We start from the raw sequence: 18,036 nt of genomic DNA, 5'->3' as shown, positions 1-18,036 counted from the left end.
AAAAATGCACCTTAAAGTGCCTATCAACCGCAAAAATTGCCTGGATCGCTGTGCGAACCTTACAGGAATCTGATATTTTTCGGGGTGAGAGTTTGGCCGACGTTTACAGATACGCCGTTGCCGTGTTTGCGGCTCGCGGGGTCCGATGGGCTTGGCTTGGCTTTCATGTAACTCCATCCCGGCATCAGGTGTGGCTCATGCCCCAGACTCACGCTGCCGGTCCTCCCGGAATACCATGTTGCTGATTCTCATCCTCGCTCTGCCGTTTGTCGGCAGCCTGTGCGCCGCGCTGTTGCCATCCAACGCCCGCAACGCCGAGGCCTGGCTGGCCGGCTTGACCGCATTGACCAGTTTTCTGCTGGTGGCCAGTCTGTACCCGCAGGTTGCTGACGGTGGCATCGTTCGTACGGACCTCGCGTGGGCGCCGGCATTGGGCTTGCAGTTCACGTTGCGGATGGATGGCTTTGCCTGGCTATTCGCCTTGATCGTATCGGGCATGGGCGCCCTGATCGTGTTGTACGCGCGGTATTACATGTCGCCGGAGGACCCGGTACCGAGATTTTTCTCGTTTTTCCAGGCATTCATGGCCGCCATGCTGGGCGTGGTGCTGTCAGGTAATCTGATTCAATTAGTCCTATTTTGGGAAATGACCAGCCTGGCCTCGTTCATGCTGATTGCCTATTGGCATCACCGGCAAGACGCCCGCCGCGGCGCACGGATGGCTTTGACGGTGACGGGCGCAGGGGGATTGTGTCTTCTGGCGGGGGTGTTGATTCTGGGCGACATCGTCGGCAGCTACGACCTTGATCAGGTCCTGGCCTCGGGGGACCTCGTTCGCGCCGATCCCTGGTATCCCGCCGTCTTGATCCTGGTGGCCCTGGGCGCATTGACCAAGAGCGCGCAGTTTCCGTTTCAGTTCTGGTTGCCCAACGCCATGGCGGCGCCCACGCCGGTGTCGGCCTATTTGCACTCGGCCACGATGGTCAAGATGGGCGTGTTCCTGCTGGCCCGTTTTTGGCCGGTGTTGTCCGGTACCGATGAGTGGTTCTGGATCATCGGCGGAGCAGGACTGTGCTCGTTGTTCCTGGGGGCCTACGCCGCCATTTTTCAGCAAGACATGAAGGGCGTGCTGGCCTATTCCACGATCAGTCACCTGGGGCTGATCACGCTGCTGTTGGGAATGAACAGCTCGCTGGGGCTGGTGGCGGCGATTTTCCATATGGTCAACCATGCCACCTTCAAGGCCTCGCTATTTATGGCGGCGGGTATCGTCGATCACGAAACAGGTACGCGCGATTTGGGACGACTGAGTGGGTTGCGACACGCCATGCCGATCACAGCGACCCTGGCAGTGGTCGCGGCCGCCGCCATGGCGGGGGTGCCGTTGCTCAACGGCTTTATTTCCAAGGAAATGTTCTTCGCCGAGACGACCTTTGTCAGCGGCGACCCCATTGTGCAGCATGGTCTGCCGACTCTTGCGGTGATCGCCAGTGCGTTCAGTGTGACGTATTCGCTGCGATTCATTTTGCAGGTGTTCTTCGGCCCACCAGCCAAAGACTTGCCGCGCGCGCCGCATGAGCCGCCCCGCTGGATGCTGGTGCCCAGCGGGTTGCTGGTGTTGACCTGTTTGGTCGTGGGAATCATCCCCGGCGTGACGCTTGGACCTTTTTTGCATAGTGCGGCGCAAAGCATCCTGGGTAGTCAAGCCATGCCGGAGTACAGCCTGTCCGTCTGGCATGGGGTGAATCTGCCGTTGGTGATGAGCTTTGTGGCCATGATCAGCGGCATCTTGCTGTATCTGGCTTTGCGGGCCCGACAGCGCGCCCATCCCGGTCGCGTCCCGTTCATTTATCGGTTCGACGGGCGGCGTTCGTTCGAGTTTCTGTTCGATTATTCCAGCGTGGCGGCCAACTGGGTGCTGATGCGCATTTCCTCCACGCGTATGCAAGTCCAAATGCTGTTGATGGTGCTGGGGGCCTTGTTCGTGGCCTGGCTGGCATTGCGCCAAGGAGAGTGGGACGGAATTACCTCCGCTACAACGCCGCTGGATCCCGCTTTTGCCGTGTTGTGGACGGTTGGGGCGATCTGTGCGGTGTGCGCCGCCTATCAAGCCAAATATCACCGCTTGGCCGCATTGATCCTGGCCGGTGGCGCCGGGCTGGTCACCTGCGTGACGTTCGTCTGGTTCTCGGCGCCTGACCTGGCCCTGACCCAATTGGCGGTCGAGGTCGTGACCGTCGTATTGCTGTTGCTCGGCCTGCGGTGGTTGCCGCGTCGTATCGAGGGTGGCGTTGATAATCACTTCCGCGCACGGGCACGCCGGGTGCGAGATCTGGTGATTGCCGCAGTGACCGGCACCTCGCTCGCGGCGTTGGTCTACGTCGTCCTGACACGTCCGCAGGGTCAGACCATCTCCTCTTATTTTGTCGAGAACGCGCTGCCCGAAGGTGGAGGCACCAACGTCGTCAACGTGATTCTGGTCGATTTCCGTGGCTTTGATACCTTTGGCGAAATCACGGTCGTCGGTATCGTGGCGTTGACAGTCTATGCCCTGTTGCGGCGTTTCCGGCCACCGGCCGAGAGCATTGATCTGCCTCGCCAGCAGCGCGACCAGGGTATCCCGACGGTATCGCCCGATACCAAGGCTCTGCTGCCCGACAATGCCATGGCGCTGCCCGCCGTATTGGTACGCCTGCTGTTGCCCATCGCCGCCATGGTGTCGGTGTACTTGCTGCTGCGCGGCCACAACGCGCCCGGCGGCGGTTTCGTCGGCGGGCTGGTCATGGCGACTGCCGTGATCCTGCAATACATGGTGGGCGGGGTGTACTGGGTGGAATCGCGCAGTCGCCTGAATCCGCAACACTGGATCGGACTCGGACTTTTGTGCGCGGGGGGAACGGCGATCGCGGCCTGGTTTGCCTCCAAGCCACTTTTGTCGGCCCTGGCAGCAGATATTTCCATCCCTATCATTGGGCATATCCACCTTTCCAGCGTGCTGTTCTTTGATATTGGTGTTTACATGCTGGTCGTGGGCGGCGCCGTGCTGATACTGGTCGCTCTGGCTCACCAATCCTTGCGTGCGCAACGTAAAGCCGCCGCCGAGGCGTCGGCCGCGGCCGAAGCTACCGCCGCAGAATCCGGGAGTCCTGCCCAATGGAACTGATACTCGCCATCGCGATTGGCGTACTCGCCGCGTCGGGGGTGTGGTTGATCCTGAGACCACGCACCTTCCAGGTCATCATGGGCCTGACCCTGATGTCGTACGCCGTCAATTTGTTCATTTTCGGAATGGGTCGCCTGACGGTGGGGCGTCCGCCGGTTGTCGCCACAAGCGGGGTGGCCGACCCGGCCGCGCTGGCTGATCCCATCCCCCAGGCATTGGTGTTGACGGCTATCGTGATTGGCTTTGCGACCACCGCCTTGTTTCTTGTCGTATTGCTGGCTTCTCGCGGGTTGACTGGCACCGACCACGTTGATGGCAGGGAGTCGGAATCTTGATCAATTGGTTGCAACACGCACCTGTCTATCCCATCGTCGTCCCGCTGATCGCGGGCGCGGCGATGTTGCTGCTGGCGGACAAGCACCGAATTTTGCGGGCGAGCATCTCTGTGTTGGCGGCGCTGGCTCAATTGGCTGCCGCCATCACCTTGCTCGCGCTGGCCGCTGGCGCGGGAGACATCTGGCCCAAGGGCGTGGGCGTTTATTTGTTGGGCGATTGGGCGGCGCCATTTGGCATTGTGCTGGCGGTCGACCGGCTCTCGGCAGTCATGTTGACGTTGACCGCTGTGCTGGGCGTGGCCTCGCTGTTTTATTCGTTGGCGCGCTGGGATCGGTTAGGCGTGCATTTTCATTCGTTGTTCCAGTTCCTGCTGATGGGGCTCAATGGCGCCTTTCTGACGGGCGACCTGTTTAACCTGTTTGTCTTCTTCGAGATCCTGCTGGCCGCTTCGTATGGTCTGATTTTGCATGGTTCGGGCGTCGCTCGCGTCAGTGCCGGCCTGCAATACATCGCGGTCAACCTGGTGGCATCGTTTCTGTTGCTGATCAGTATCGCGCTGATCTACGGCGTGACGGGCACGCTGAACCTCGCCGATCTGGCAGTGCGTGCAGGGACGCTGGGCGGCACCGATCGCTTGCTGTTCGAGATTGGCGCGGCGGTGCTGGGTGTCGCTTTTTTGGTCAAGGCCGGCGCATGGCCGATGAATTTCTGGTTGGTGCGAGGCTATAGCTCTGCCAGCGCGCCGGTGGCCGCTATTTTTTCCATCATGACCAAGGTGGGCATCTATGCCTTGCTGCGCATTGGGTCGCTGTTGCTGCCAACCGGTGCGCCTGCGGCTTTCAGCCTGGAATGGATGTTCGTGATCGGGATGGCGACATTGATCTTTGGCGCCATCGGGTTGCTGGCGACGCAGCAACTGGATCAGCTCGTCAGCTACTGCGTGATTGTTTCCGCAGGCACGCTGCTCACCGCGCTAGGTATGCCGGGCGTTCGCTTGACCGGGCCCGCGCTGTTTTATCTGGTGAGTTCGGTGTTGACCACGGGTGCGTTTTTCATGCTGGTCGAGTTGGTGGAGCGTACCCAGACCTTCGGGGCCAATGTCCTGGCGGTGACGCTCGACTTGTTCGACCTGGATGATCCTGAATCGCCCAATCGGTCCGATGACGTGGTCGGGGTCGCGATTCCCGCGGCGATGGCCTTCCTGGGCCTGGCTTTTGTCTCGTGTGCACTGCTGGTGACCGGCTTGCCTCCCTTGTCCGGTTTCGTGGCAAAGTTCTCGCTGTTATCGGCCGCCGTGGCCGAGGCGAATGCCTCAATGCAGCCCGCCGATGCGTGGATTCTGGTGGCGGGGGTGTTGGTCGCGGGATTGGCCGGTATTATTGCTTTCGGGCGTGCCGGCATGCGTATTTTCTGGGGTAACGATGAGCGCACCACGCCGCGCCTGCGTGTCCTTGAGGCGGGGCCGGTCAGCATCTTGCTTCTGCTGTGTGTCGCGCTGGCCGCGGGGGCAGGGCCCGTGTCGGCGTATCTGGACGCGGCCGCACGGTCGCTGGATGACCCCTCTCTGTACATTGACGCTGTGTTGTCGGCGAGCCCGACCCGGGCGATAGGGGGGCACTGATGCGGCGCTTTTACAAAATTTTGCTGCCCCTGGTGCTACTTATCCTGTGGCTGTTGTTGAACGAGTCGTTCTCTGCGGGTCAGATCGCGTTGGGCGCTGCATTAGCGATATGGCTCGGCGTGGCATCGACCCGCTTGCGACCGCTGCGCAGCCGGCCTCACAAGCTGTGGTTGCTGGTGGGGCTGGCGGGCCGGGTAATACTCGACATCGTGCGTTCGAACATCGCCGTGGGAAAGTTGATTCTCGAGTATCGCCGTGCCTACACCCCGGGTCACGTCCATATTTCGCTGGATTTGCAGGATCCGCATGGCCGTGCGCTGTTGGGTTGCATCTTGACCTATACACCCGGTACCGTGTGGGTCGACGTGTCTCACGACATATTGACCTTGCATGTGCTGGATCTCGAGAACGAAGACGCCTGGGTCAAGTTGGTCAAGCACCGCTACGAGCGCACCTTGATGGAGGTTTTCGAATGAACGTCATGCTATTTTGGGCCGCATCATTTGCGCTGCTGTGTTTTGTACTGGGAATGGCTTGCGCGACGGTACGACTGGTGCGGGGCCCGACCGCCCAGGATCGTATCCTGGGGCTGGATGCGTTTTACATTAACGGCATGTTGGCCATGTTGGCATTTGGCATCCGGTCAGGGACTTCGGTGTACTTTGACGTGGCATTGCTGATCGCGCTGTTTGGCTTTGTCGGATCGACCGCAATGGCCAAGTTCCTGTTGCGCGGCGAGGTGATCGAACCATGAACACCGATATTCCGTTGTGGGCGGGTATCCCCGCTAGTATTTTGCTGATCGCCGGGGGAATCATTGCGCTGATTGGTTCAGTAGGTTTGTTGCGATTCAAAAATTTTGTGTCGCGTATTCATGCGCCGACCATGGGTAATACCATGGGGGCGGGTTGTGTATTGCTGGCGTCTATTCTGGTGTTCTCGTCGATAGAGGAGCGTTTTGTCATCCACGAGATTCTGATTACGCTGTTGCTGCTGATCACTTCGCCGGTGACGGCCATGTTGCTGATGCGCGCCTCGGCATACCGCGGTCAGCGCGAGCGGGGCGAGTTCACCCCTAATAACAAGGGACGCGAATAACTCGGGCGCGAATCGTATCAGGGCGCTACGGAACCCCGGAGCCGTTTACGGGCCGACGTATTTGTAACATCTGTACGCCCTCAGGCTTGCCGCTTTGTCGTACCGTAACAACTGGCTTGTATGCTTATCACGCATACGACATTGTTGAAGGAGCGAAAAATGAACCTACGACATATACACAATCGGACCTGCACGCTGGTGTTTGCGGTAGCCGGGGCGCTAGGCGGGTTGGCGGGGATGTCCGTCGCGCAGGCGGCCAATACCTCGGCATCCAGTTCGATTCAGTCGCAGTACGAGTTGGACGTACAGCGCTGCAACACGGGCCAGACACATCAGAGCAAGGCGGTTTGCTTGCAAGAGGCGGGCGCGGCGCGTGACGAGGCCAATCGCAAGCGACTGGATAACGGGCAATCGGCTAATTACAGCAGCAATGCGACGGATCGCTGCAACAAACTCCCTGCGTCGCAGCGTCAGACTTGCCTGCAGCAGATGTCGTCGCCCTCTAGCGTGAAGGGAAGCGTAGAAAGCGGTGGGATATTGCGCGAAACGGTGATTCAGGTACCCCCGCAGCCCTCTGGCACGATGCCTGCCACAGGCACTCAGGGCGCGACGGTTCCGGGTACTAGCGCGCCGAGCCCGGCCCCGGGAACGGTACCGGGCACCACACCAAGTATGCCTGCGACTCCGGGCGCGCCCGCCGCACCGGCTACGCCGTTGCCCGTGCAGTAAGACGGCAGGGTCGGGATCAGGCAAAATGCAGCCTATCACCGATTTTTTGCCGCTCCCATGTCTGACGTTATAGCCCTGATATTCGATTTCGACGATACGCTGGCTCCCGACAGCACGTCTGGCTTTCTCGATAGCCTGGGGGTGGATACGGCTGCATTCTGGAAGGACAAGGTCGGCCCGTTGCTGAGCGATCAGGATTGGGACCCGGTGCCGGCCTATTTGCACGAGATGATTGCGCTGTCTCGCAGTGGCGAACATGGCCTGATCACGCAGCAGGGTTTGCAAGAATGGGGGGCCAGGCTGCCTCTGCACGATGGCGTGCCGACGTTATTTCAGCGCTTGCGCAGCGCGGTGCGGGCCGAACACCCACAGGTGCAGCTTGAATTTTATTTGATCTCGAGCGGGATAGGCGATGTGGTGCGTTCGACACCGATCGCCCACGAGTTCACCGAGATCTGGGCGTCCGAATTTGTGTACGGTCCCGACGGGGGCATTGTGTTCCCACGCCGTCTGGTGAGTTTTACCGACAAGACCCGCTATTTGTTCCATATCCAGAAGGGAATTATCGGGCGAGAGTTTCGCAATAAGCCGTTCGAGGTGAACCGCAAGGTTCCCGAAGACCGCCTGCGCGTGCCGTTTGATCAGATGGTATTTGTCGGTGATGGATATACCGATATTCCGTGTTTTTCGTTGATTCGCAGCGCTGGCGGTTTTGCGTTCGGCGTGTGGGATCCGAAGCATCGCGACAAGCGTAGCCGGGCCTGGGGTTTTATCGAGGAAGGGCGCGTGTCGAATCTGAACCAGGCGCGCTATGGCGAAGACGCCGAGCTTTATCAATGGCTCGAAGAGGCGGTGACCAGTCTGGCCGGCCGCATTGCGCTGAAGTCACGGGTATATCGTGGTTGATAGCGTGACGGCGACGTTGCCGGATGATGAAAATTTTATGTCCCTCGCCATGCAGCAAGCCGAGGCCGCGTGGCGCATAGGCGAGGTTCCGGTGGGCGCGGTCGTCGTCGATGCGCAGGGGCAGGTCTTGGGGGCGGGGTACAACCGTACTATTACGGATAGTGATCCCACGGCGCACGCCGAGGTCGTGGCGCTACGCGCGGCCGCACAGCATCTGGATAATTACCGCTTACCCGGCTTAAGCCTTTACGTGACCCTGGAGCCTTGTGTGATGTGCATCGGTGCGATGTTGCATGCGCGACTGGACCGGGTGGTGTATGGCGCATCGGATCCCAAAACGGGGGCCTGCGGCAGTGTGCTGGATGTCGGCGCCGTAGAACGATTGAATCATCACACGACTATTACTGGCGGCGTATTGGCGCAACCCTGCGGCGATATGCTGCGTCGGTTTTTTCGCGAACGCCGCTCAAAGGAATCTACATGAGTATTACTGAACATCCCGCGCATGGCCACGCAGGCCATGTCTGCGTCGACGACTGCGGTCATGATCACGCGCATCAGGCCAAGGCGTCCAGCGGGATTTATTTGATATCGCCGTCGTCTGCGGTTCGTGATCCGCAGACGGTGGCGTTGGCGCAGGAGCGTTTGACGCAAGAGGGTTTTAAAACGGCGGTGGATCGCGCGGCATTGGCGGTGCATCAGCGTTTTGCGGGCACGGAAAAGCAGCGCCTGGCCGGGCTGAACCGCGCGATTGCGCAAAAGCATCCCATCGTGATGGCGACGCGTGGCGGTTATGGTTTGAGCCGTTTGTTGCCGCAGATTGATTGGCGTGCGATGGCCGATAGCGGCAAGCGTTTTGTGGGGCTGAGTGATTTCACGGCGTTTAATTTGGCGCTGTTAGCGCAGACGGGCGCAGTGAGTTATACGGGCGCGACGGCAGTGGCAGATTTTGGCGGCAAGACGGTCGATGATCTGACGGCAGCGTTGTTCGGCGAGTTGATGCGCGGGGAACTGGAAATCCTGAGTTTCGAGACTCGGGATGCGGACCGGGTGGATGCACGCGGGGTGTTATGGGGCGGCAATCTGGCGACGATGATGTCGTTGATGGGGACGCCATATATGCCCAAGGTGCGTGGCGGGATTTTGTTCATCGAGGATGTGGCAGAGCATCCTTTTCGGGTCGAGCGGATGTTGGCGCAGTTGTTGCAGGCGGGTGTGCTACAGCGTCAAAAGGCAATTGTCTTTGGCTATTTTACGGAGTACCGATTGGCGCAGCACGACGCGGGATACGATATGCCGGCGGTGGTCAAGTGGCTGCGTAGCGTGGTGAAAGTGCCAGTCATTACGGGGTTGCCTTATGGGCATATCCGTAGCAAGGCGACGCTGCCGATCGGGCAGAAAGTGGGGATTGCTACCGAGGCGGGGATGGCGCATCTTGTTATCGATGAGCATTCGCATTGAAGGACGATTTGCTGATGTAGGTCTGGTTTTTGACACGTCCGACCCCCGCGCGCGGCACGGACTGCAATGTGGGCTGGCCTACGCTTATGTCAGTTCGCTTGGCCGTACTCTTAGTCGGCAATGATATGCCGCTCAAGAGCGCTAGACGCCAGTCATATCCTGGAACATACAAGTAGATCGCCACGACGTTTATTGCCCACCTGTTAATCTACCCGAAGCACCCACGACATCACTCCGCATAAACATTGCAAGCTGGGTTAGAGCATCCATGGCATGACAACAACGTGGGTTACAGCATTCTCTGATGTGTGGGAGGCCGGGGCCGAGTGGCCACGCTGGCCAGATCGGCTCGGCTCGGCCCATAAGCACGGGCCGAGGTCCCGCTGCGCGGGACTGCCCGAACCTCAAACTGGCCAGCGTGGCCACTCGGCCCCGGCCTCCCACACATCAGAGAATGCCAGCGTTGGCATCAACCTACGCCAACGCACCCTCACTCTGCTTCGTTCCCACCGTCCGTATCTTGCTCCGGAATCCAGGACGGCCTACGCTTTTCGAGAAACGCTGCGATACCTTCTTGGGCCTCCGGCGTAGCCCGAAGCTTGGCCAGGCGGGTGGCGGTGTCTTCCAGGACGGCGCTGTCGATGGGATGTTGCGGGATGTCGTGTATCAGGCGCTTGGATTCCCTTAATGCGTTCGGCGAGGCTTGCATAAGGCTGCCTAACATCGCATTGATCTGCGGATCCAGGTCTTCAGGTTCGCAAAGTTCGTGAACCAGGCCGATGCGCCAGGCTTCGGCGGCATCGAAGGTTTCGGCCGTGAGAAACCAGCGGCTGGCGGCGCGGGGGCCGAGGGCGCGCAGGACGTACGGCGAGATCATGGACGGGATGAGACCCAGGCGGGTTTCTGTGAGGGCAAAGCGAGTTTCGCGGCTGGCAACCGCGATGTCGCAAGCCGTGGCCAGGCCCAGGCCGCCGGCCATGCAAGCGCCGTGCAGGCGGGCGATAGTCGGCTTGGGGCAGGTATAGATGGTGTGGAGCAGGGTGGCGAGGGTGAGGGCGTCTGCGCGATTGTCCGCCTCGCTGGCCTGCGCGCTTTGACGCATGGCATTGAGGTCGGCGCCGGCGCAAAAGACCTTGCCGCGGCCGGCGAGGACGATGGCGCGGATATTGTCGTCCTCCGCCAGAGTATTAAAGGTTTCCGTGAGCTCGCCGATGAGACGAGCGTCGAGGGCGTTGCGTACGTCGGGTCGGGCGAGCCAGACGACGGCCGTTTGGGGGCCGTAGGCGACTTCCAGGGTTTGCAGCATGTACAGCTTCCTTCAAAGGCCGGTTTTGGGGTTAGCGATAGAGCACAGTCGGCAGCCAGAGGCCGATGCCCGGGAACATATAGAGCAGGAAGATCGCGATGATCTGGATCCCCATGAAAGGCATCATGCCCATGAAAATCTGATTCAGTGTGACATGGGGTGGCGCGATGCCTTTGAGATAGAACGCAGACATAGCTACGGGGGGAGACAGGAACGCGGTTTGCAGGTTCAGGGCGACGAGCAGGCCAAAGAACAGCGGGTCGACGTCGAAGGTGATCAGCAAAGGCACGAAGATCGGCATGAAAATGACGATGATTTCGGTCCATTCAAGCGGCCACCCCAGCAGGAAGATGATGGCCTGTGCGAGCAACAGGAACTGAATGGGAGTGAGTCCGAGCGATATCACCCACTCTTCGATGATACGTTGGCCGCCCAGCAGCGCGAACGCCGCCGAGAAGATCGAGGACCCGACGAATAACCAGCAGACCATTGCGCTGGTTTTGGCCGTGAGAAAGACAGACTCCTTGAGCACCGGCATGTTCAACCGCCGGTACAGCAGGGCCAAGAGCGCGCCGCCCATGGCGCCCATGGCGGCGGCCTCGCTGGGCGTGGCCAGCCCAAAGGTGATGGAGCCCAGCACAGCGGCGATCATGATGGCGAGGGGAAAGAACGATCCCATCAGCATTTTGAAGACCTCTAGCCTGGCCCAGGTGAGCAGCGCGTAAAAGATCAGCAGAATGGCGAGGCAGATGCCAAAGAATATCCAGTAGCCGTTGGGCGCGGGTTCGCGTGCGGGGCCCTCGTCCTGTGCTGCCGGGGCGGTGCTGGCTGCGGCGCCCCTTTCGGCCTTGCCCATCGCGGACGAAGCCGCGCTCTCGGCGCCGGGCGGTTCGGCCAGCCCACCGGCACCAGGCGGCTCGGACAGGCCGCCATCCATGGGCGGTTCGGCGAGGCCTCCCTCCATGGGGGGCTCTGCGAGTCCGCCATCCATCGGCGGCTCCGCCAGTCCACCGTAGTCACCACCGCCGCCGCCACCCAGCCGTAATTCTGCGGGGATCTCATAGACGTCAGGTGGATCTGTCACGAGGTAGTACGCCGAGCCCGTGATGACTAAAAAGGCGATCAATGGTGTTAACGCCAGCATCATGTTGCGTGACAAGAACCGCAACGACACGCCACTGTTGCGACGGCCTTTAAACAGACCGCTCAGCAGGCCGTTGACGGCGTTCGTATAGCCTTGGCGTTTGAGGGCGTCGGCCTCGGCGGGCAGCGGAATTTCACGTTCTGCGGCGGTGAGGGGTGGGGCGGAGCTGGGGCTCAGTTTCGCTACGAGCATGACATACAGCACATACAATCCGGCCAGCATCAAGCCCGGAAAGAATGCCCCGGCATAGAGCTGCACGACGGATACGCCGGTGGTGGCGCCGTACACAATCAGCATGACCGAGGGGGGCAGCAGGATGCCCAGGCAGCCGCCCGCCGTGATGGAGCCCGCGGTCAGGCGCACGCTATAGCCTGCCTTGAGCATGGCGGGCATGGCGAGCAAACCCATCAGAGTGACGACAGCGCCCACGATCCCGGTGGCGGTGGCGAAAATCGCGCAAGTGGCTAGCGTGGCCACCGCTAAGGCTCCCGGTAGTCTGGCCAGGGCCAGGTGCATGGAGCGAAACAGTTTTTCGATGAGGTTGGCACGTTCGACCAAGTAGCCCATGAACACGAACAACGGCACAGAGATCAGCGCATCGTTGGTCATGGTGGCGTAGGTACGCTGCACCATCAGGTCCAGCGTTTGACGTATGGATTGTTGCGGGTCGGCGTTTTGCAGGTAGTAGGCGAGAAACGTGAACAGCACGCCCATGCCCATCAGCGTAAAGGCGGTGGGAAAGCCCAGCATGATGGCGACGACGATCAGCGCCAGCATCAGAAGTCCCAGGTGACCCGTGGTGATGTCGTGCCAAGGGGTCAGAAAGCCTATCATCGCCACCACGATGGCGATGCACGTCAGGCCGAACCAGAGTGCTTTATTGATTTTCACTTGGCCTTCTCCTCGTCGATGACGTAGCGGTCGAGCTGGGCGATGTCTTCGTCTTTGACGTGCACCATTTCCTTGAGCTTGTCGACGTCAACTTCTTCCACGTCTTCCTCGCGGGCGGGCCAGACGCCGTCGCGCAGACAGAGGGCGCAGCGCGCGATCTCCGCTAGTCCTTGCAATAGCAAGAAGGCGCCGGCGATGGGGATAAAGGCTTTGAAGGGATAGATGGGTGGACCGTCAGCCATCAGCGAAGAGTGTTCTCGAATGGCGATGGATTCGCCGGCGTAATACCAGCCGGCCCACACGAGCGCGACGACGCCCGGGACGAAGAAAATGATATACAAAACAATGTCCAGCCCGGCCTGTACGCGGGGCGGCAAAAAGCCATACAGAATGTCTCCCCGGACATGGCCGCTTTTCGCTAGGGTGTACGCGCCTGCCATCATGAACAGCACGCCGTAATACATCAGCTGCAAATCAAAGGCCCACGCGCTGGGGGTATTGAATATGTATCGATTGGCGACTTCCCAGCAGATATGGATTGTCAGAACGACGATCAACCAGGCAAAGGTCTGTCCTACAAAAGTAGACAGCCGATCCACCATGCGTATCAACTTGAGCATTGGGCGAGATCCAGATTACAGAGTGCAGAGCAGGGCGCACAAATGCGCACCCGCCTGGNGNGCCGAACGATCGGTCCGGCGCGCCAGGCGGGTGCAAGGGTGCGGCTTGACGTCAACCATCAACGAATCAGGCGGCGGGCTTGCGCGAGAAGTAGTGGTTGAATGCCATTCGGAAATTGACGGAAACGTCGTTGTGCCACCGTCCTGCCCGTTGTGCAAAGTCGCGCTGGGATTCCAGCACTTTCTTGAACAAGGGGTTTTCTGCCGAGCGTTTTTCGATCATGGCGTCCCAGATCTTGAGTTGCTCTTGCAAAATGGAGTCGGGTGTTTTGTAGAACTTGACGTTATGGTCTTTCTGCAGCTTGATGTAGTCGGTGGAATAACGGTCGGCGGCTTTCCACGACATGTCGGCGCTGGCGGCTTGCGACGCGTAGGCCAGAATATGCTTCAGATGCTTGGGCAGCGTGTCATATTTTTTCTTGTTGAACAGGATCTCAAACTGCTCGGCGCTTTGGTGAAAGCTTTGCAGCATGCAGATCTTGGACACGTCCGGAAAGCCCAGCGATAGATCGGACGAGGCATTGTTGAACTCCGCGCCGTCCAGCAGGCCCCGATCCAGCGCAGGAACGATTTCCCCGCCGGGCAGGGCGTTGACCGCCGCGCCCATGGCGGTATACATGTCAATAGCCAGGCCTACCGTGCGGAACTTCGCGCCTTTGACGTCTTCGAACTTGGTGATGGGTTTTTTGAACCAACCAAACGGTTGTGTCGGCATGGGGCCGTACATTAACGACACGACGTTGACGCCCATCGCTTTTTGGATCTCGGTCAGCAGTTCTTTACCACCACCGTATTCATGCCAGGCCAGCAGCATGTTGGCATCCATCCCGAACGACGGGCCCGAACCCCAGAGCGCGACGGCGGTGTTCTTGCCGTACCAATAGGCCACGACGCCATGGCCGCCATCCAGTGTGCCTGCCGACACGGCATCCAGTAGGTCAAAGGCTTTTACGACGGCCCCGGCGGGCAGCACTTCGATCTTCAACTGGCCCTCGGCCATATCGTTGACCTTGCGGCAGTAATCTTGCGCGAACTCGTGAAAAATATCGTTGGCCGGCCAGGTGCTTTGAAAGCGCAAAGAAATAGGCGCGTTTTGTGCGCGCGTCACGGCTGGAAATCCTAGCGCCGCGGAACCTGCGATGGTGGTGGCTCCTGCAATGAAACGACGACGTGATGATGTGGCTTGTGGCATGGCTTGTTGTCTCCTCGGTGAACTGCATGGACCAGCTTGTTATGGAACAGCTTGTAAGGTGCAGCAAGAACAAAGCGCAATGCATGGGACCTGCGCGGTATGCGTGAATTGAAATACTTGTACATGGTTTGGCATACCGCTTGTCGATTAAACCTTGCTGAACCCATCCTGACAATTGTTTGACATATGGGGATAACCCGTAAGAGCGATGCGAAAAGACCCATTGAGTTGTCCTCACGTGCGTTATCGTGATTCAATTCCGCTCGGGTCTATGTACATGAGGATAGGATCTGTGGCTGACGAACAGGCACAAAACGCAACGGCGCCCTGGTCCGGCGCTGTGATCCCGATGGCTGGTGCTGGCGCCGCGTCGTCTGTCCGTATTCCGGTGCCCGGCACGCAAGGACTGTGCATTCAGCTTTATGCACCCGGCAATTTCAAGAATTCGACCTCCACGCTCTTTTTTGTCGAAGATCCTGGCAAGAAATTTGGCCGTCAATTGCGTCTAGATTACGGTGAGCAGAAATTGCCTAACGGCAGCAAGGCCATCACCTATCACTGGAATCAGAGTAAAACTCTGCCGACCTTTGGCATTACTAACCATACCCCTGTTTCGGGTGCCGCCCCGGCGACATACCATGCCGCACGCTACTTTCGTCATGGCGGTCGCTTTTTGGGCGTAGTGGGCATGGCCGTCGACGCGGTCTCTATTGTTCAGGCCGATAAACCGTTGCGGCGAGCGACCGAGGTCGTTGCCGGTTGGGCGGGGGCTNGGGCGGGTTGCAAGGTCGTCGGCGCGGGTGGTGCGACAGCAGGTTTTTGGGCCGGCAGTGAGGCGCCTTTAGTGGGTAATGCCATTGGCGCGGGTCTTGGCGGCCTCGGGGGCTGCATTATTGGTGGCGGGGTGGGCTATTTCGTCGGCAGCACGGTGGCCGGCGTGGTTTATGACTGGGCCGAAGACACGCGTTTTCGCCCGCTGATCATCAGCAGCGAGGCCGAAGTCCGCGCCTGGCTGCGTGGTGAAGGCCACTAAGATGCCAGACGCCCGCGCGGGGACACTCTCTCTGACATGGGGCCGCGTGGGCGAAGAAGGCGATACGCAGGCCTTGCAGTTGGGCGTGCTCGCGCCCGGTCAGGCGATGTATCGGTTGGACTGGACACAACATCCCACGCCAGTGGACGAAGGCCTTCCGTCCGCGTTGATTGACGCCTTGTCCGAGGCATTCTGCCGTATTGCCGGCGTGGNTTTTTTGACGGAAACCTTGCCTGATGGCCAGGAGGCGCGACGCACCTGGCCAGTTGCCGATTGGCTTCGTCGACTGACGGGCCAGGACGCGGCGCAGGACTGGCAGCGGCACGAGGACGTCTGGATCCGGCCGATAGCCGGACTGAACGAGCCTCTGCTGGCCTGCACCGATGTACCCGCGCAGGCGCGCAGCCTGTTCTCCATCGGGGCCTGGCATCTGTCGGCCTCGCAAGTCGTGTTTTTCTGCCCCCGCGACGCCATGCCCCCCGAGCTGCCCGCCTCGCTAGTGCGTCGTTGCGCCCTCACGAAAGACTGGGGCACGCTGGCGCCAGAGCTTTCCACGCTGGGACTGATGGGCGTGGTGACGCAGGGACATGACGGTGACTATCTGGGCGTGTTGCCGCTGACACCGGGCTTCGAACGCGCTTTTGCTCGGGCGTTGGCCGACCAGGCCCACGTACGGGGTTGGGCGTGGCGAGACGAGGGTTTCCCGGCGGATTAGCGGCTGTAATCGCGACTTGGTACACTGTTAGGTTTAGCCCCGCGTCTGTGCGGGCGTCTCTTGCCCTAATAAAATACCGTGATATCTACCGCCAATCTTACTATTCAGTTCGGTCCCAAACCCCTTTTCGAGAACGTTAGTGTCAAGTTCGGGGAAGGCAACCGCTATGGTTTGATCGGGGCCAACGGCTCGGGCAAGTCGACGTTCATGAAAATCATCGGCGGTGACCTGGAGTCCTCCGGCGGTAACGTTTCGCTCGATCCGGGGGTGCGCCTGGGCAAACTACGTCAGGATCAATTTGCCTTCGAAGACCTGCGCGTGCTGGACGTGGTCATGATGGGTCACACAGAAATGTGGGACGCGATGACCGAGCGCGATGCGATCTACGCCAACCTCGAGGCGACCGAGGACGACTACATGCGTGCGGCCGAGCTCGAGGCCAAGTTTGCCGAGTACGACGGCTATACCGCCGAGGCCCGCGCGGGCGAGTTGCTGCTGGGCCTGGAGTTCGCCGTCGATCAGCATCAACTGCCGATGCGCGAGATCGCGCCCGGCTGGAAGCTGCGCGTCCTGCTGGCGCAGGCGCTGTTCTCGAATCCCGATGTGCTGTTGCTCGACGAGCCGACCAACAACCTGGATATCAACACGATTCGCTGGCTGGAAAACGTGCTCAACAGCTATCAGAGCACGATGATCATCATCAGCCACGACCGGCACTTCCTGAACCAGGTTTGCAGCCATATGGCCGACCTGGACTACGGCGAGATCCGTATTTATCCCGGCAATTACGATGACTACATGCTGGCCTCGACCCAGGCTCGCGAGCGTCTGGTCTCCAACAATGCCAAGGCCAAGGAGCGCGTCGCCGAGTTGCAAGACTTTGTGCGCCGTTTCGCCGCCAACAAATCCAAGTCTCGTCAGGCGACCTCGCGCCTGAAGCAGATCGACCGCATCAAGTCCGAGCAGGTCGTGGTCAAGCCGTCGTCGCGCCAGAACCCGTTCATCCGTTTCGAGCAAAACAAGGTCATGCACCGCCTGGCGGTCACGATCGAAAAGCTCTCCAAATCCTACGATGCGCCGGTCATCCGTGATTTCTCCACCATGATCGACGCAGGCGAAAAGATCGCCATCATCGGCGCCAATGGTGTGGGTAAGACCACGCTGCTGCGCCTGTTGGCCGGCGATCTGAAACCCGACTCAGGTTCGCTGAAATGGTCGGATAACGCTGACCTGGGCTATATGGCGCAAGACGTCTCTGACCAGTTCCAGCAAACGGATATCAATCTGCTTGACTGGATGGGCGAGTACCGTCAGCCTGGTGACGACGATCAATCCATTCGTTCGGTGCTGGGTCGGTTGCTGTTCTCGGCGGACGATCTGCCCAAGGCCCCCAAAGTCCTGTCTGGCGGCGAGAAAAACCGCATGACCTTTGGTCGCCTGATGTTGGGCCGGCATAACGTCCTGCTGCTCGACGAGCCCACCAACCACCTGGACATGGAGTCGATCGAGTCGCTGCAATTCGCACTCGAAAAGTACCAGGGCACCTTGATCTTTGTGTCGCACGACCGGGAGTTCGTCTCGGGTCTGGCGACGCGCATCATCGAAGTCCTGCCCAATGGCGAGATCGTCGACTATCGTGGCGGCTACGAAGACTTCCTGTCCTCGCGCGGCATCGAAGGCTGATCGCCACCAGCCACCGCCCTGGCGTGCGTGCCCCGTGACGCACGTAGCCTTCAAAAAGGCTTACGTCAGGGATCAAAC

15 protein-coding genes are annotated in these 18,036 nt (G+C 59.9%); 11 read left to right on the top strand and 4 right to left on the bottom strand.

The annotated features are described in order from the left end of the window. Positions 1-235: 235 nt before the first annotated feature. From ACNAZS_RS04090 to ACNAZS_RS04045, 10 genes are all read left to right on the top strand, one after another. Positions 236-3,163: a monovalent cation/H+ antiporter subunit A gene (locus ACNAZS_RS04090; protein WP_415786404.1), complete on the top strand. Its 2,928-nt coding sequence runs from the start codon at positions 236-238 to the stop codon at positions 3,161-3,163. Then, the gene (locus tag ACNAZS_RS04085; RefSeq protein ID WP_415786402.1) at positions 3,154-3,498 is read left to right on the top strand and encodes a Na+/H+ antiporter subunit C; all 345 of its coding nucleotides are present in this window, start codon (positions 3,154-3,156) and stop codon (positions 3,496-3,498) included. The genes ACNAZS_RS04090 and ACNAZS_RS04085 overlap by 10 nt, the downstream gene beginning before the upstream one ends. Further along, the gene (locus tag ACNAZS_RS04080; RefSeq protein WP_415786400.1) at positions 3,495-5,120 is read left to right on the top strand and encodes a monovalent cation/H+ antiporter subunit D; all 1,626 of its coding nucleotides are present in this window, start codon (positions 3,495-3,497) and stop codon (positions 5,118-5,120) included. Before ACNAZS_RS04085 ends, ACNAZS_RS04080 begins: the two co-directional genes overlap by 4 nt. Further along, a complete protein-coding gene (locus ACNAZS_RS04075) occupies positions 5,120-5,596 on the top strand; it encodes a Na+/H+ antiporter subunit E (protein WP_415786399.1) in 477 nt (158 codons plus the stop codon). Before ACNAZS_RS04080 ends, ACNAZS_RS04075 begins: the two co-directional genes overlap by 1 nt. Next, positions 5,593-5,874, top strand: coding sequence for a K+/H+ antiporter subunit F (locus ACNAZS_RS04070; RefSeq protein ID WP_415786397.1), 282 nt, complete (start codon positions 5,593-5,595; stop codon positions 5,872-5,874). The genes ACNAZS_RS04075 and ACNAZS_RS04070 overlap by 4 nt, the downstream gene beginning before the upstream one ends. Further along, on the top strand, positions 5,871-6,218 hold the full coding sequence (gene mnhG / locus ACNAZS_RS04065) for a monovalent cation/H(+) antiporter subunit G (protein ID WP_415786395.1): 348 nt from the start codon (positions 5,871-5,873) through the stop codon (positions 6,216-6,218). The genes ACNAZS_RS04070 and mnhG overlap by 4 nt, the downstream gene beginning before the upstream one ends. Before the next feature lie 159 nt (positions 6,219-6,377). Next, positions 6,378-6,947 (top strand): hypothetical protein, encoded by a 570-nt coding sequence (locus ACNAZS_RS04060; RefSeq protein WP_415786393.1) that lies wholly within the window; start codon positions 6,378-6,380, stop codon positions 6,945-6,947. A gap of 57 nt (positions 6,948-7,004) precedes the next feature. Beyond that, a complete protein-coding gene (locus ACNAZS_RS04055) occupies positions 7,005-7,853 on the top strand; it encodes an HAD family hydrolase (RefSeq protein ID WP_415786391.1) in 849 nt (282 codons plus the stop codon). 4 nt (positions 7,854-7,857) lie between these two features. Next, positions 7,858-8,337 carry a tRNA adenosine(34) deaminase TadA gene (gene tadA / locus ACNAZS_RS04050; RefSeq protein WP_415787065.1) on the top strand — a complete coding sequence of 160 codons (480 nt, stop codon included), beginning with the start codon at positions 7,858-7,860 and terminating at the stop codon, positions 8,335-8,337. After that, complete coding sequence (locus ACNAZS_RS04045; RefSeq protein WP_415786389.1) at positions 8,334-9,314, top strand: LD-carboxypeptidase; 981 nt, start codon at positions 8,334-8,336, stop codon at positions 9,312-9,314. The genes tadA and ACNAZS_RS04045 overlap by 4 nt, the downstream gene beginning before the upstream one ends. Positions 9,315-9,804: 490 nt before the next feature. Here ACNAZS_RS04045 and ACNAZS_RS04040 read toward each other — a convergent pair whose 3' ends face one another. From ACNAZS_RS04040 to ACNAZS_RS04025, 4 genes are all read right to left on the bottom strand, one after another. Next, on the bottom strand, positions 9,805-10,620 hold the full coding sequence (locus ACNAZS_RS04040; protein WP_415786387.1) for an enoyl-CoA hydratase/isomerase family protein: 816 nt from the start codon (positions 10,618-10,620) through the stop codon (positions 9,805-9,807). 31 nt (positions 10,621-10,651) lie between these two features. Next, the gene (locus ACNAZS_RS04035; RefSeq protein ID WP_415786385.1) at positions 10,652-12,655 is read right to left on the bottom strand and encodes a TRAP transporter large permease; all 2,004 of its coding nucleotides are present in this window, start codon (positions 12,653-12,655) and stop codon (positions 10,652-10,654) included. Beyond that, a complete protein-coding gene (locus tag ACNAZS_RS04030) occupies positions 12,652-13,275 on the bottom strand; it encodes a TRAP transporter small permease subunit (RefSeq protein WP_415786383.1) in 624 nt (207 codons plus the stop codon). Before ACNAZS_RS04030 ends, ACNAZS_RS04035 begins: the two co-directional genes overlap by 4 nt. A gap of 127 nt (positions 13,276-13,402) precedes the next feature. Then, positions 13,403-14,527, bottom strand: a complete 1,125-nt coding sequence (locus ACNAZS_RS04025; protein WP_415786381.1) for a TRAP transporter substrate-binding protein — start codon at positions 14,525-14,527, stop codon at positions 13,403-13,405. Positions 14,528-16,353: 1,826 nt separating this feature from the next. Here ACNAZS_RS04025 and ACNAZS_RS04020 point away from each other — a divergent pair. After that, on the top strand, positions 16,354-17,958 hold the full coding sequence (locus ACNAZS_RS04020; protein ID WP_415786379.1) for an ABC-F family ATPase: 1,605 nt from the start codon (positions 16,354-16,356) through the stop codon (positions 17,956-17,958). Positions 17,959-18,036: the final 78 nt, after the last annotated feature.

It is taken from the genome of Bordetella tumulicola (assembly GCF_965138755.1).
GTDB lineage: Bacteria > Pseudomonadota > Gammaproteobacteria > Burkholderiales > Burkholderiaceae_B > Bordetella_A > Bordetella_A tumulicola.
This window is presented reverse-complemented; position numbering and strand designations above follow the sequence as displayed.

What these genes read in the sequence shown, in the direction of transcription:
- ACNAZS_RS04090 (WP_415786404.1), top strand. Translation starts at nt 236, where the DNA reads ATGTTGCTGATTCTCATCCTCGCTCTGCCGTTTGTCGGCAGCCTGTGC.
- ACNAZS_RS04085 (WP_415786402.1), top strand. Translation starts at nt 3,154, where the DNA reads ATGGAACTGATACTCGCCATCGCGATTGGCGTACTCGCCGCGTCGGGG.
- ACNAZS_RS04075 (WP_415786399.1), top strand. Translation starts at nt 5,120, where the DNA reads ATGCGGCGCTTTTACAAAATTTTGCTGCCCCTGGTGCTACTTATCCTG.
- ACNAZS_RS04070 (WP_415786397.1), top strand. Translation starts at nt 5,593, where the DNA reads ATGAACGTCATGCTATTTTGGGCCGCATCATTTGCGCTGCTGTGTTTT.
- mnhG (WP_415786395.1), top strand. Translation starts at nt 5,871, where the DNA reads ATGAACACCGATATTCCGTTGTGGGCGGGTATCCCCGCTAGTATTTTG.
- ACNAZS_RS04060 (WP_415786393.1), top strand. Translation starts at nt 6,378, where the DNA reads ATGAACCTACGACATATACACAATCGGACCTGCACGCTGGTGTTTGCG.
- ACNAZS_RS04055 (WP_415786391.1), top strand. Translation starts at nt 7,005, where the DNA reads ATGTCTGACGTTATAGCCCTGATATTCGATTTCGACGATACGCTGGCT.
- ACNAZS_RS04045 (WP_415786389.1), top strand. Translation starts at nt 8,334, where the DNA reads ATGAGTATTACTGAACATCCCGCGCATGGCCACGCAGGCCATGTCTGC.
- ACNAZS_RS04040 (WP_415786387.1), bottom strand. Translation starts at nt 10,620, where the DNA reads ATGCTGCAAACCCTGGAAGTCGCCTACGGCCCCCAAACGGCCGTCGTC.
- ACNAZS_RS04030 (WP_415786383.1), bottom strand. Translation starts at nt 13,275, where the DNA reads ATGCTCAAGTTGATACGCATGGTGGATCGGCTGTCTACTTTTGTAGGA.
- ACNAZS_RS04025 (WP_415786381.1), bottom strand. Translation starts at nt 14,527, where the DNA reads ATGCCACAAGCCACATCATCACGTCGTCGTTTCATTGCAGGAGCCACC.